This window comes from Streptomyces sp. CRCS-T-1, from assembly GCF_024442335.1.
GTDB lineage: Bacteria > Actinomycetota > Actinomycetes > Streptomycetales > Streptomycetaceae > Streptomyces > Streptomyces koelreuteriae.
Genome location: NZ_CP101651.1, coordinates 5,508,192 through 5,521,160, shown reverse-complemented (window position 1 = coordinate 5,521,160; position 12,969 = coordinate 5,508,192). Strand labels below are relative to the sequence as shown.

Genomic DNA, 12,969 nt, shown 5'->3' with positions numbered 1-12,969 from the left:
AGGGGTTCGTAGCCGGGCAGCCGAGGTATGGAAGGTCCGGTCGTTCTTCTCGAACTTCTCGAAACGTGAGCGGGTATCTCACCAGCCGGATGCCTCACGCCTCATAGATGGCCGATCGGAGCCCTTCGGCCACCAGCACCTCGCCCTGCCTGGACCAACACCCTCCGTAAGCGCCCAGACGCTCCGATCGCCGCCGATCCCACCCGGCGTGCTGCTCGCTGCGGGCGCGTACGCCCACGCCGCCCGGCAGGCCAACGGGCCGATGACCGCACACAGGGCTCGGCCACCCGCCTTTCCGGGCCGTTCGCTCGCTTCTCTCCCGTGCTGCGGCGAGGCGAGTCAAGGGGCGGCCGAAGGCCGATCGCCGCAGGCGACGCGCAGCGCCCTTTACTCGGCTCGCCGCAGCACGACACTGGCAAAGAAGCGGGCGGCCCCGACAGTTGTGTCACCCACCGGCCGCAAGGCGTGCCCGTACCGTCTTGCCGACCTCCTCGCGCAGGAACCAGTCCAGTTCCTCGGCGATCCCGGACACCACGACCAGACCCCGGCCGGTCTCTCCTCCCGCCCCCTCCCTGACCTCCGGAAACGCCCGTACGGGGTCCGAGACCTCGATGGACAGCCGGCCGTCCTCCAGCACGGCTTGCCGCAACCACAGTTCGTGCCCTACGACCCTGCCGTGCAGTACCGCGTTAGCGACGAGCTCCGACGTGACGAGCACGGCGTCGTCGAGGTCTCCGGCCCAGTTCCACATCGTCAGCCGTCTCCGGGTGTGCAGCCGGGCCAGCCGGACGCTGCGGAGGGTCATGGGGTAGCCCATGGACCAGTCGTGGGTGAGGAGGGCAGGGGTGTGGGGGTGGGGCATGGGGGTCCCTTTCGCTTGAGCTGCCCCTTTACGGTCTCGAGCAGGCCGATCGACCAGCAATCGAAACTCCCCAGAAATTTCAGAGAAGTCAGGATTGGACTATGCCTACATGTGCACATTCACCTGCAGCGCCCGCACAGGCCGTGTCACACTCGGTACACGGGCACAAGCACAGCGTGCTGGATCGAAGGGACAGTGCACATGGCTGCCAAGCGTGGGCGCACGGCACAGCGACTCGAACTTGGTCTGCAACTGCGCCAGTTGCGGGAGAGCTGCGGTCTCGGCGATCGAGGGGGCGGGCTCACCCGTAAGCAGGCGGTACAAGGGCTGCGTATCTCCGAGGCCTCGCTGCTGCGGATCGAGCAGGGCGCGCTGAACTTCCGGAACATCGGAGATCTGCGGAAGCTGCTGGACAAATACGGGGTCTCCGACGAGGACGTCATCGAGTCGCTGATGAGCCTCAACAAGGAGTCCAACCAGCAGGACTGGCTGACCCAGTACCGGGGGCTCATGCCCGCCGGGATGCCGGCGTTCGTCGGGCTGGAACCCGAGTCCCGCAGCATGAAGGTGTACCACCCGACCCTGGTCTACGGCCTGCTCCAGACGCAACCGTATGCCCGCGCCCTCCTGGAGGCTCACAAGCCCATCGAGGACACCACGGCGGAGTTCGTACGCAGTAGCGTTGAGCTGCGGATGAAGCGCCAGGAGGTGCTCACCCGGGAAAGCCCCGTCAAGCTGCACGTCATCCTCGGGGAAGCCGCACTTCGGTACCCGGTCGGAGGGAGCGAGGTGATGCGCGAGCAGTACACGAGGATCGAGAAGATGTCGGGCTGGGAGCACATCACGATCCAGGTGCTGCCCTTCCGCCCCGGCTATCGCTCGACGAACGACTTCGCGATCCTCGACCTCGGAGACGAACTGCCGCCGCGCGTCCAGATCGACAGCCCGTGGGGAGCCACCCACACCTCGGACAAGCGCCGTGTGGTCGATCGTTTCATCCGTCGGTTCGAAGCCATGACAGCATCAGCCCTGCCGCCCGAGGACACTCCCGACTTCCTGCACCGACTACAACGAGAGCTGTAGACCATGCCCACGCACCCTGCCGCGCACGAACTCGCCTCCGCCCAGTCCTGGTTCAAGTCGTCCTACAGCGACGGCACCGGCCAGAACTGCCTGGAAGCCACCCACCTCTCCCCCTCCATAGCCATCCGCGACTCCAAAACCCCCACCGGCCCCGCCCTGCTCCTCCCCCCGGCCGCGTGGACGGCGTTCCTCACCCATGTAGGCCGAGAAGAGAAGCCGTAGCGACCAGCTACTTACCGCAGAACTCCGCCTCGATGATCGCGTCGGTGCTTCCCGACCAGTCGCCGTTGAAGTTGACGGCGAGGGAGTGCCGGCCGTCCTCGGTCGTCACCACGTCCGTGTTCGAGCCGAAGATGCCGCCGTCGTGGCCCCAGACGTGGACGCCACACTCAAGCTTGCGGTCGACGAGCCCCAGACCGTAGCGGTTGGTGTCGCGGCTGGAGGGAATCGTGGTCTTCATCTCCTTCAGCTGCTCGGGCCGAAGCAGCTTGCCCCGGAGCAGGGCCGAGTAGAAGCGGGTCAGGTCGGCCGAGCTGGAGACCATCTGGCCGGAGCCGTAGGCCAGGCGCGGGTTCAGCTCCGTGACGTCGTACGTCGGGCCCGTGTCCGTCTTGGCCAGCTTGGAGTACGCGCGGCTGCTGGGCCGGGGCAGGGTGACCCGGGTGGGGACCGATGTGGAGGACAGCTTCAGCGGGGCGATGATCCGCCGTTCGATCTCGTCGGCGTAGTCGTCGCTGCCCGTGGCCTTCTCGATCACCCGCGCGGCCAGGACGTAGTTGGTGTTGGAGTACGCGAACGACGTGCCCGGCTCATCGAAGTGCGGCTTGTTCCCCATGGCGATGGCGATCGCGTCCTCGGGGGAGGCCTGGTCGAAGCGGTGCTTCATGAAGCCGTCCGGGGTCATGTACTTCTGCTGGAAGCCGGTGTCACGCAGGTAGTCGAAGATGCCGCTGGAGTGGTTGAGGAGCTGGCGCAGCGTGATCTTCCGGCCGTCGTGGCCGTTGCCCCGGACCACGCCCGGCAGCCACTCCTCCACCGTGTCGTCCAGCGACAGCAGTCCCTCCGCCTCCAGTTGCAGGACGACGGTCGCGACGAACGTCTTCGTGACGCTGGCGACCCGGTAGTGGTCCGCCGTCGAACGCGGCTTGCCCGTCTCGAGGTCGCCGACGCCGGCCGTGGCCGCCCAGGTGCCGTGCCCCCGCCGCACGGTCAGGGTCACGCCCGGGACGCCGTCGGCGACCGCGGCCCGTACCGCCTGCCGGGTCGCCTCGTGACCACCGTTGGACGGAGCGGCCAGCGCCGGAGCGGCCAGGGCCGCCGTCAGAGCCACGGCCTTCGCCGCCATCAGGGTCGTACGCAGCTGCTTCCTCATGTCCCCGTTTCCCCCTGTCACATCGAGCTCTGTCACATCGAGCTCTGTCACATCGAGCTGTGTCAGGGGTTGGGACCCCGGCCCCGCCGCCCGGGTTGATCGGGTCCGGCCGGGTTGAGCCGGAATCAGCCCTTCTTCAGCACCAGCTCGGTGTTGCGGTCCTCGGGATCGCCGCCGAGGTTCGGGTTCGCGCCGGGGGCGTTGAGGGACAGCTCGCGGTAGAGGGCCGCGAGGCCGGTCTGGGAGAGGTCGGAGAAGTCCGTGCGGTGCGGGGCCGAGGACTCCACCAGGGTGGTGAACAGGGAGATCGTGCCGTCCTTGTTGTCGGTCAGCTCGATGACCCGGGCGAGCTGGGGGAAGTCGACGTGGGAGGCGGTGGAGATCTCCCAGAAGGTACCGCCGCCGGACATCGAGTGCGGGGTGATGACGTTCTTGTGGATGTGGCCGTTCACCCAGGCGAGCACGTTGCGGTGGCCGCCGAGGAGGGCGAGGACCTCCTGGCCGCTGTGGCGGCGCTCGCCCGGCCGGGACGGGTCGTTGCGGAGGTTCGTCATCGTCTTGCTGGTGTGATGGCTGAAGATCACCGCGTGGGAGTCCTTGTTCTCCCGCAGGGTCTTCTCCAGCCACTTCATCTGGGCCGTGCCGAGGGAGCCCTCGTAGTGGCCGCCCGCGTCGGTGGTGTCCAGGCTGATGCCGATGACGTCGTCGGAGATGCGGAAGACGTAGTACTGGGTGCCCGCGTCCAGGTTGGCGGAGGAGTAGCCGTGACCGGCCGGGCCGATGCCGCGGTGGGCGGGGTCCAGGTGGGCCTGGAGGTACTCGGCCTGAGTGAAGGGGGCGCGGCTCTCGTCGGGCGTGACCGAACGCATGTCACGCGCATGGGACTTGAGGAAGTCGTGATAGCGGACGCCCTGGGGGTCCCGGGCCTTCTTGATCTGCGCCTGGAGCTGCTGCGCCTCCGCCGCGGAGACGTTCATCAGCTTCTTGCCGCCGACGGCGAGTTCGGTGAGGTAGGAGTCGCCGTGCGAGGCGTAGCAGCCCATCGGCAGGGAGTCGTGGTTGCCGACGGTGGAGTACCAGGGCAGGTTGAGGCCGGGGCTGCGGACCTCACGGACTGCGGCCTTGAGGAAGCCGTCGAGCTTGGGGAAGCCGGCCTGCTTGTCGCTGTCGCGGAGGGCGGCGTCCGGCTGCCAGTACTGCTTGAGGCCGCTGTTCTGGACTCCCTCGTAGGTGCGCGGGTCCCCGGTGTTGGGCGTGATGCGCCCGCCGCTCATGATCTTCAGGAACCAGTCCAGCTCGGACTTGGCATTGTTGTCCGTGTTGTCGCCGGTGGTCATGGCGAAGTGCAGCGGGGCGCCGGTGACGGGGGCGCCGCGGAGCGCGTTGATCCGCTCCACCAGCGCGATGGCGCCCTGCACGGTCAGCGCCTCGTGCGGCCGCCAGGCGCGTGTGTCGGCCGAGCGGAGGTACTCCAGGCGCAGCGGGTGCTGGGCGTCGATGATGTGCAGGTCGGTGAGCTGCACGAACGCCGCGAGCGGGGTACGGCGCCCGGCGCGGCCGGACTTGGGCGCGGCCAGGTCGGAGCGCACGACGCGCTGCCAGCCGGGGCCGTCGCCCAGGCGCCGGTAGCCGGAGCCGCCGCGCGGGGTGGCGACGGAGGCGAGGGTGGTGCCCTTGGTGTAGGGGGCCAGCGGCGCGGCGGGTGCCTGGCGCGAGGAGGCGGCGACGGCCTCGGTCGCCCCCTTGGCCGGCGTGGCGGCCTGGCTGTCGCTGGGCCGCAGGGCGTAGCCGACGCCCGCGGAGAGGGCGACCGCGCCGCCGGCGGCGAGGACGGAACGACGGTGGATGCCCTGGCCGGAGCCTGCGACTGAGCGTGTGCGCGACATGCGCTTCTCTCCCCGAGTACGAACGCGTCGGCAGTGGTCGCGGGGCGTTCGTCGAACGAACACCCCGCTCACACTGGATCGTTGGCACCGGGGATGACCTGTACGTAAACGCGACGGCAACGGGCAGCACCGATCACCGTACGTGGATCTTGGCCCACCCTCCGCGTCGACGACCGCTCCGGGAACGGCCCGGAGTCGGTCACTCGGCGTTCATCTTCCGGGGTACTGCAACTATTCCGGACCCATTCCCTGCACCGGGACCCCGTTGAGCCGCCCGCCGGCCGGGCGCTCCCGCCACAGCCTCAGCGCCGTGTCGACCAGCCCGATGCGGACCAGGCCTGGCACGGCGTCGAGGTCCTGCCAGGCGGCGAGGTCGGTGGAGCCGCCCACCTCGTTGCGCAGTTCGCCGCCGGTGATGCGGCCCTCGTAGACGAACCGGACGCCGTGATGGTCCACGGAGCGTCCGAAGCCGTCGCGGAAGACGCGGTGGGAGGAGTCCACGCCGAGCAGTCCGGTCACTTCTATCCGGTACCCGGTCTCCTCCTCCACCTCCCGTCGCACGGTGTCGTAGGGATCCTCGCCGTGCTCCATGCCGCCGCCCGGCATGACCCACTCGGGGGTGCCGTCCTGGGCGGGTGAGCGGGCGAGCAGGATCTGTCCGTCACGGACGCATACGGCGTAGGCCGCCACCCTCAACTTCTCTCGCACCCAGGGACGTTAACCGATTTCGCCGCCTTCAGGACTGATGCCCGCAAAACGCATCGCGGGTTTTCCCCATACATCCATCTCGTTTCGGTCAACAGTCCCCAAAGAGCGTGCCCTTACGCAAAGCTGTGCGATCGTCCGGGCTCGCGTTCGGACCGTTGCGACCAGGGTCGATCGGTCCTGGTCGTTCCCGCTCGTTCCTTTACCAACAAGGGATGCCGATGACCCTCACCCCCCAGCGAGACCCGATATCGGGCCCGAGACGTGTGGCCCGGATAGCCGTGGCCGCCGGTCTCGTCGCCGCGCTCTCCGCGGCCGGGCCGATCCCCCTGGCCTTCGCCGCCGACGGCCCGGGCGCCTCCGCCCCCGCCGACCCGGACGTCAAGTCCGCGCCCGACAAGCTCGGTTCGGACGACGCGGACCTCCTCGCGGAGGCCAAGGCCGACGGCGACAAGACCGTCACGATGATGATCGCCACCGCGCCGGGCAAGACCGAGCAGGTCGCCGGGCAGCTGGACGCGGTCAAGGGCGGCACGGTGGGCCGGGCCGACGACAAGCTGGGCTACGTCCGCGCCACCGTCCCGACCTCCCGGGCGGACTCGGCCATCGCCGCCGCCGCCAAGCTCTCCTCCGTGCACGGCATCGACCTGCGCGAGGAGATCCCGCTGGACGACCCGACGCCGAGCGCGGACGCCGCCAAGGGCGCCAAGGCCGCGAAGGGCACCTACCCGGCCCCCGGGAAGAAGACCCCGGCGGAGAACCCGTACAACCCGTCCTTCGAGACGGGCGCGGTCGACTTCGTCGAGGACCACCCGAAGGCCGACGGCCGCGGCATCACCATCGGCATCCTGGACTCCGGTGTGGACCTCGGCCACCCGGCGCTGCAGAAGACCACCACCGGCGAGCGGAAGATCGTCGACTGGGTCACCGCGACCGACCCGGTCGTCGACGGCGACCGCACCTGGCGCCCGATGACCGCCTCCGTCTCCGGGCCCAGCTTCACCTACGGCGGGAAGACCTGGACGGCCCCGGCGGGCTCCTACAAGGTCAGCACCTTCCTGGAGTCGTACACCACCGGCGGCGACGCGGCGGGCGACGCCAACCGGGACGGCGACACCACCGACGCCTGGGGCATGCTGTACGACGCCGCGTCCGGCACGGTCCGCGTCGACCTGAACAACAACAACGACTTCGGTGACGACACCGCGATGAAGCCGTACAAGGACGGCTTCCAGGTCGGCTACTTCGGCACCGACGACCCGAAGACCGACATCGCCGAGCGGCAGCCGTTCGTCGTCGAGATCCGCAAGGACGTCGTCACCGCGTCCGGCGCGAAGGCCGACTTCGTCAACATCGGCGTCATCGAGTCCGAGCACGGCACGCACGTCGCCGGCATCACCGCCGCGAACGGCCTGTTCGGCGGCAAGATGGACGGCGCCGCTCCGGGCGCCAAGCTGGTCTCCTCGCGCGCCTGCACCTGGTCGGGCGGCTGCACCAACGTCGCGCTCACCGAGGGCATGATCGACCTCGTCACCAAGCGCGGCGTCGACATCGTCAACATGTCCATCGGCGGTCTGCCGGCGCTGAACGACGGCAACAACGCGCGCGCCGAGCTGTACACGCGCCTGATCGACGAGTACGGCGTCCAGCTGGTGATCTCCGCGGGCAACTCCGGCCCCGGCACCAACACCATCGGTGACCCGGCCCTGGCCGAGAAGGTCATCTCGGTGGGCGCGTCCGTCTCCAAGGAGACCTGGGCCGCCAACTACGGCTCGGTCGTGGAGAAGAAATACGCGCTGATGCCGTTCTCCTCGCGCGGCCCGCGTGAGGACGGCGGCTTCACCCCGACCCTGGTCGCCCCGGGTGCCGCGATCAACACCATCCAGACCTGGATGCCGGGCGCCCCGGTCGCCGAGGCGGGCTACACCCTGCCGGCCGGCTACGGCATGCTCCAGGGCACCTCGATGGCCTCCCCGCAGGCCGCCGGTGCCGCCGCGCTGCTGCTGTCCGCCGCGAAGCAGAAGAAGATCGACCTCACGCCGGCGACCCTGCGCACGGCCCTCACCTCGACCGCCGACCACATCAAGGGTGTGCAGGCGTACGAGGAGGGCGCGGGCCTCATGAACATCGAGGACGCCTGGGACTCGATCCGCGACGACGCCACCTCGCACGCCTACACGGTGAAGGCGCCGGTCGACACCGCGATCGACCAGTTCCTGAAGACCCCGGGCTTCGGCACGGGCCTCTACGACCGTGAGGGCGGCCTGAAGGCCGGTCAGAAGAAGACCTACGAGGTCACCGTCACGCGTACGTCCGGCGCCGACAAGGCGATCCGGCACGAGCTGCACTTCGAGAACAACGCGGGCGGCACGTTCCGCGTCGTCGGCTCCGACGAGGTGAAGCTGCCGCTGAACCAGCCGGTGACCGTCAAGGTCCAGGCCGCGCCGAAGTCCGCCGGTATCAAGAGCGCGATCCTCGAGGTCGACGACCCGAAGACCGAGGGCATCGACCGGCAGGTCCTGCACACGGTCGTCGCCGCCGAGCCGCTGAAGTACACCTTCTCCGCCTCCGGTTCGGTGCAGCGCAACAGCTCGCAGCACTACTACGTCACCGTGCCCGAGGGCGCGAAGACGCTCGAGGTCGCGATGAGCGGGCTGAAGGACAAGAGCCAGACCCGGTTCATCTCCATCCACCCCTACGGCGTCCCGTCCGACCCGACGTCGACGATCAACTGCTACCCGAACTACACCAACCCGGCCAACACCTGCCGCCCCGACCTGCGTTCGTACGCGAACCCGCAGCCGGGCGTGTGGGAGATCGAGGTCGAGTCGCGCCGTACGTCGCCGCTGCTGGACAACCCGTACAAGCTGGATGTCGCCGTGCTCGGCGCGGCCTTCGACCCGGAGACCGTGACCGTGCCCGAGGCGAAGGTCGGCACCCCGGCCACCGCCTCCTGGAAGGTGACGAACGGCTTCGCCGCGCTCGACGGCAAGCTGGTGGGCGGCCCGCTCGGCTCGGCGAAGACGACCCGTCCGTCGATCAAGCAGGGCGAGACGCAGACCACCACGGTCGAGGTGCCCGCGGGCGCGAAGTCCCTGGACGTCGCCATCGGCGGTGTCTCGGACACGGCCGCTGACCTGGACCTCGCGGTCTACAACGCCGCCGGTACGCAGGTCGGCAGCTCCGCCGACGGCGACTCGGAGGAGTCGGTCTCCGTCCCCTCCCCGGCCGCCGGTAAGTACACCGTCGAGGTCGTCGGCTACTCGGTGCCGGCCGGCACCACCGCCTACGACTACCAGGACGTGTTCTTCTCCGCGTCCCTCGGCACCGTCGGTGTCGACGGCTCGGTGCCGGTGAAGCTGGGCACGGGCGCGTCGGCCACGGTCTCGGGCAGCGTCACCGCCGCGGCGGCCGCTCCCGAGGGGCGTGAGTTCTTCGGTCAGGTCCAGCTGGTCAACGCGCGCGGCACGGTCGCGGGCCTGGGCAGCGTGAAGATCGAGAAGGTCGTGCCGTAACTCCGGCCGACAGTCTCTGTGGGCGGGCGTCCGGATGGGCGCCCGCCCTTCTTCATGTGCCTCTATGGGCAGGTGGTCGTGCGCGAATCGGGCAGGGCGGCGGTGATCCAGGCCCGGTCGTGGGCGATCTCCTTCTCTCCGACGCTCCAGTGGTCCGGTTCGGCCTGCCCGCCCGTGATCCCGATGAGGACGTGGTCGCCCGGCCGCAGCCGGGGGTCGATGTCCTCGCTCATCGGGAACACGACCCGCTTCTGCCCCTTGGCAGGCTTGTAGAAGCGCTCCACGTCGAGGGTGACGCGGTCCTGTCCGGTGCCGGGGACGGGTTCGACCTCGGCGACGGTGCCCTCGACGACGAGCCGGGCGCAGGCGAGATAGCCGGCGTGACTGAGCTTGGCGTCCTCGCTGCCCTGCTGCGGCTTCGCCGCGGAGTCGGCGGCCGAGGAGTTGCCCCCCGAGTCGTCCCCGCCACCGCCACCGCCCTGTACGACAAGCCACCCCATGCCCACGACGACGGTGGCGGCCGCGGCGGCGGCGAGACCGCGCAGGGCCAGGGAGAGGGGCCGGGGACGGTTCCGCCGCGACCTCACGGGCAACTCCCTCACCACCGTGTCGACGGGCGCCCGCGGCCCGGCGCCGTTCGCGGCAGCCCGTGGACCTGCTGTCGGCCCTGCCAGGGTGTCCCCCAGCAGCGTGAGCCGCTCCCGCAGGAGCGCGACGTCGGTGACAGCCGCGCTGTGGGCCGCCAGGTAGTCGGCGTCCCGGCGGGCGCCCTCCGGCACCGGGTCACCGAGGATCGCCGCCATCAGGGCGTCCATGCCGTCGTACTCGCCGCCGCCACAGCCGTCACTGCCGCCACAACCGTCACTGCCGTCACGCCGGACGGAGTCGTTCTCGTTGTTCTCGTTCCGGGCGGTCATGTCACACCACCTCGTCCTCGTGCAGGCGGGCGCGCAGAGCCCGTACCGCCGTGTGCAGCCTGCTCTTGACCGTGCCCTCCGGGACGCCGAGCTGCTCGGCGATGGACCGCACCGGCAGATCGGCGTAGAAGCGCAGGACGACGACCTGGCGCTGGGCGTCGGGCAGCTCGTCCAGGCCCTGGGCGACGGCGGCGGACAGCACGCTGGTGTCCTCGCCGGAGGGGTGGGCCGTCGGCTGGCGCAGGGCGGCCAGCCGCTCCCCGAGCCGCTCCTGGCGGCGCTTGGCCCGGTGCCAGTCCATGGCCAGGTTGGAGGCGACGACCGCCGCCCACGCCGAGACGTCCCGCGGCGCCTCCCGCCCGCTCGCGGCCCGCTCCAGCAGCCGCAGCCGGACCTGCTGCACCCCGTCCGGCAGGTCCGCCTGCGGCACCCCGCCCAGCGCGAGCACCGCCCGCACCCGGCGTTCCTGCGCCGCGTCCAGCGGATCAGCCTCGCTCTGCGGATCGTCGCCGGCGTGCGTCCCCCGGACGCGCCGGGCCCTTCCACGCAGCAGCACAAGCCACCCCCCTCGCCGTGTTTCTCCTACGACGCCGGTCCGGCCCGGAACGTTCGGTCGTCCTCCGGGGAATTTCCGGCAGGACGGCAGAGGTGACGACAGAGGTGACGACAGAGGTATACGTCACACTCCCGTGTGGCGGAGTGAGGGAGGGGCAGGTGAGCTTGCGGCGCACGACCCCTGTCGAACGAATTTCTCCAGCTCAGAGCGGTTGACACCGCAGGTCCGCAACCGAGGAGCGGGACACCTCGTCCCACTCACCGGACGGCGCGGGGAAAGAAGTGGACAGATGGGCCGTGGTCGGCCGCATGATGGAAAAGCCTCGGCCAAGCAACGAGCATGTGAAGAGACGCAGGAGAGGGAGTCACCGTGAGGGTCGGAATCGTCGGAGCCACCGGACAGGTCGGCACGGTCATGCGCAGGATCCTCAAGGAGCGGAACTTCCCGGTCACCGAGCTGCGCCTGTTCGCCTCGGCCCGCTCGGCGGGCTCGGAGCTGGACGGCGTGACGGTGGAGGACGCGTCGACCGCCGACTACACCGGCCTCGACATCGTGCTGTTCTCCGCGGGCGGTGCCACCTCCAAGGCGCTGGCCGAGAAGGTCGCCTCCCAGGGCCCCGTCGTGATCGACAACTCCTCCGCGTGGCGCAAGCACCCCGAGGTGCCCCTGGTCGTCTCCGAGGTGAACCCGCACGCGATCAAGGACCGCCCCAAGGGCATCATCGCCAACCCGAACTGCACGACGATGGCCGCCATGCCGGTCCTGCGTCCGCTGCACGACGAGGCGGGCCTGGAGGCCCTGGTCGTCGCCACGTACCAGGCGGTCTCCGGCTCCGGTCTCGCGGGCGTGGCCGAGCTGCACGGCCAGACGCAGAAGGTCGTCGCCGACGCCGACCAGCTCACCCATGACGGCGCGGCGGTCGACTTCCCCGAGCCGGGCGTCTACAAGCGGCCCATCGCCTTCAACGTGCTGCCCCTCGCGGGCAACATCGTCGACGACGGTCTGAACGAGACCGACGAGGAGCAGAAGCTCCGCAACGAGTCCCGCAAGATCCTGGAGATCCCCGAGCTGAAGGTCTCCGGCACCTGCGTGCGCGTCCCGGTCTTCTCGGGCCACTCCCTCCAGGTCAACGCCCGCTTCGCCCGGCCGATCTCCCCCGAGCGGGCGACGGAGCTGCTGGCGGACGCCCCGGGCGTCGTCGTCACCGACATCCCGACCCCCCTCCAGGCCGCCGGCCAGGACCCGTCCTACGTCGGCCGCATCCGCCGTGACGAGACGGTGGACAACGGCCTGGCCCTGTTCCTCTCCAACGACAACCTCCGCAAGGGCGCGGCCCTGAACGCGATCCAGATCGCGGAGCTGGTGGCGGCGGAGCTGAAGGGCTAGTCCCCGCACACCTCCTGATCCCCGCGCATCGCACCCTCCCTGCGCACCTCGTAGAGGAAGCACCCGTACTCGACGGCCCGGACGTGGACGAGTTCCACGGCCGGGTCGTCGAGCGCTTCCGTGAGGGCCTGCTCGACAGCGGCGGGCCCGGTGACCAGCCGGCCGCCCAGGATCCGGCCCTCGGCGGAGTAGCGGCGGACCGTGCGGTGGCTGTCGGCGAAGGGCAGGGCGTCGGTGTCCGGCCCCCCGCACTCCTCGGCGTGGATGAAGACCGGGCCCTGTTCGTCGTAGGCGCCGGGGTCGACGTGCCGCTCGGACGCCCAGCGGCGCAGCGGGGCGTAGGAGACCAGGGCGATGCGTTCGCCCGGTGCGGCGCGGCGCAGGCAGCAGCGGAGCGGTGCTCCGCCCTCGGTGTCGGTGAACGGGGTGGTGGGGCGGCCCGCGTCGTCCGTCGTGCGGAGGTCCTTGAGGGCGCGCGGGGTGATGGGCAGTGCTGCGCTGTGGTTCGTCGTCGTCATGCTCATCAGGCTCGCTCGCGCGGGCCCGCCGTACCGGCGGATTCCGGACGTCGCCCTCCCCTCGCCGGTACGGCCGCCGGTTTGGTGCGGCACCGGGACGGGGAGACGGCGGCGGTACGGGAGTTCGCCCACACCCTCGCCGCCCGAGGAGCATCCCGAGGGGTATCCC

Annotated in this window: 11 protein-coding genes; 4 read left to right on the top strand and 7 right to left on the bottom strand. The window is 70.2% G+C overall.

Annotated features, from left to right (window positions below; all coding sequences use genetic code 11):
• Positions 1–445: 445 nt before the first annotated feature.
• The gene (locus NNW99_RS25055) at positions 446–862 is read right to left on the bottom strand and encodes an ATP-binding protein (RefSeq protein ID WP_215121370.1); all 417 of its coding nucleotides are present in this window, start codon (positions 860–862) and stop codon (positions 446–448) included.
• Positions 863–1,063: 201 nt separating this feature from the next.
• On the opposite strand from NNW99_RS25055, the gene NNW99_RS25050 reads away from it, so the two are divergent.
• Both NNW99_RS25050 and NNW99_RS25045 read left to right on the top strand, forming a co-directional pair.
• The gene (locus tag NNW99_RS25050; protein ID WP_215121369.1) at positions 1,064–1,945 is read left to right on the top strand and encodes a helix-turn-helix transcriptional regulator; all 882 of its coding nucleotides are present in this window, start codon (positions 1,064–1,066) and stop codon (positions 1,943–1,945) included.
• 3 nt (positions 1,946–1,948) lie between these two features.
• The gene (locus NNW99_RS25045; RefSeq protein ID WP_215121368.1) at positions 1,949–2,167 is read left to right on the top strand and encodes a DUF397 domain-containing protein; all 219 of its coding nucleotides are present in this window, start codon (positions 1,949–1,951) and stop codon (positions 2,165–2,167) included.
• Positions 2,168–2,174: 7 nt separating this feature from the next.
• Here the strand turns inward: NNW99_RS25045 and NNW99_RS25040 are convergent, their stop codons facing one another.
• The 3 genes from NNW99_RS25040 to NNW99_RS25030 all read right to left on the bottom strand — a co-directional run bounded on the left by NNW99_RS25040 (position 2,175) and on the right by NNW99_RS25030 (position 5,911).
• A complete protein-coding gene (locus NNW99_RS25040) occupies positions 2,175–3,317 on the bottom strand; it encodes a serine hydrolase (protein ID WP_215121367.1) in 1,143 nt (380 codons plus the stop codon).
• Between the two features lie 125 nt (positions 3,318–3,442).
• A complete protein-coding gene (locus NNW99_RS25035; protein WP_215121366.1) occupies positions 3,443–5,203 on the bottom strand; it encodes a TIGR03767 family metallophosphoesterase in 1,761 nt (586 codons plus the stop codon).
• A 231-nt stretch (positions 5,204–5,434) separates the two neighbouring features.
• The gene (locus NNW99_RS25030; RefSeq protein ID WP_251057926.1) at positions 5,435–5,911 is read right to left on the bottom strand and encodes an NUDIX hydrolase; all 477 of its coding nucleotides are present in this window, start codon (positions 5,909–5,911) and stop codon (positions 5,435–5,437) included.
• A 218-nt stretch (positions 5,912–6,129) separates the two neighbouring features.
• Between NNW99_RS25030 and NNW99_RS25025 the strand changes: the two genes are divergently transcribed.
• Complete coding sequence (locus NNW99_RS25025) at positions 6,130–9,423, top strand: S8 family serine peptidase (RefSeq protein ID WP_215121365.1); 3,294 nt, start codon at positions 6,130–6,132, stop codon at positions 9,421–9,423.
• A gap of 62 nt (positions 9,424–9,485) precedes the next feature.
• Here the strand turns inward: NNW99_RS25025 and NNW99_RS25020 are convergent, their stop codons facing one another.
• Together NNW99_RS25020 and NNW99_RS25015 are read right to left on the bottom strand one after the other, a co-directional pair.
• On the bottom strand, positions 9,486–10,340 hold the full coding sequence (locus tag NNW99_RS25020) for a hypothetical protein (protein WP_251057925.1): 855 nt from the start codon (positions 10,338–10,340) through the stop codon (positions 9,486–9,488).
• A gap of 1 nt (position 10,341) precedes the next feature.
• A complete protein-coding gene (locus NNW99_RS25015; protein ID WP_215124447.1) occupies positions 10,342–10,893 on the bottom strand; it encodes a sigma-70 family RNA polymerase sigma factor in 552 nt (183 codons plus the stop codon).
• 372 nt (positions 10,894–11,265) lie between these two features.
• Between NNW99_RS25015 and NNW99_RS25010 the strand changes: the two genes are divergently transcribed.
• On the top strand, positions 11,266–12,282 hold the full coding sequence (locus tag NNW99_RS25010) for an aspartate-semialdehyde dehydrogenase (RefSeq protein ID WP_215121364.1): 1,017 nt from the start codon (positions 11,266–11,268) through the stop codon (positions 12,280–12,282).
• Here NNW99_RS25010 and NNW99_RS25005 read toward each other — a convergent pair.
• Positions 12,279–12,800, bottom strand: a complete 522-nt coding sequence (locus NNW99_RS25005; protein WP_215121363.1) for a DUF1203 domain-containing protein — start codon at positions 12,798–12,800, stop codon at positions 12,279–12,281. The genes NNW99_RS25010 and NNW99_RS25005 overlap by 4 nt on opposite strands.
• Between the last annotated feature and the right edge of the window lie 169 nt (positions 12,801–12,969).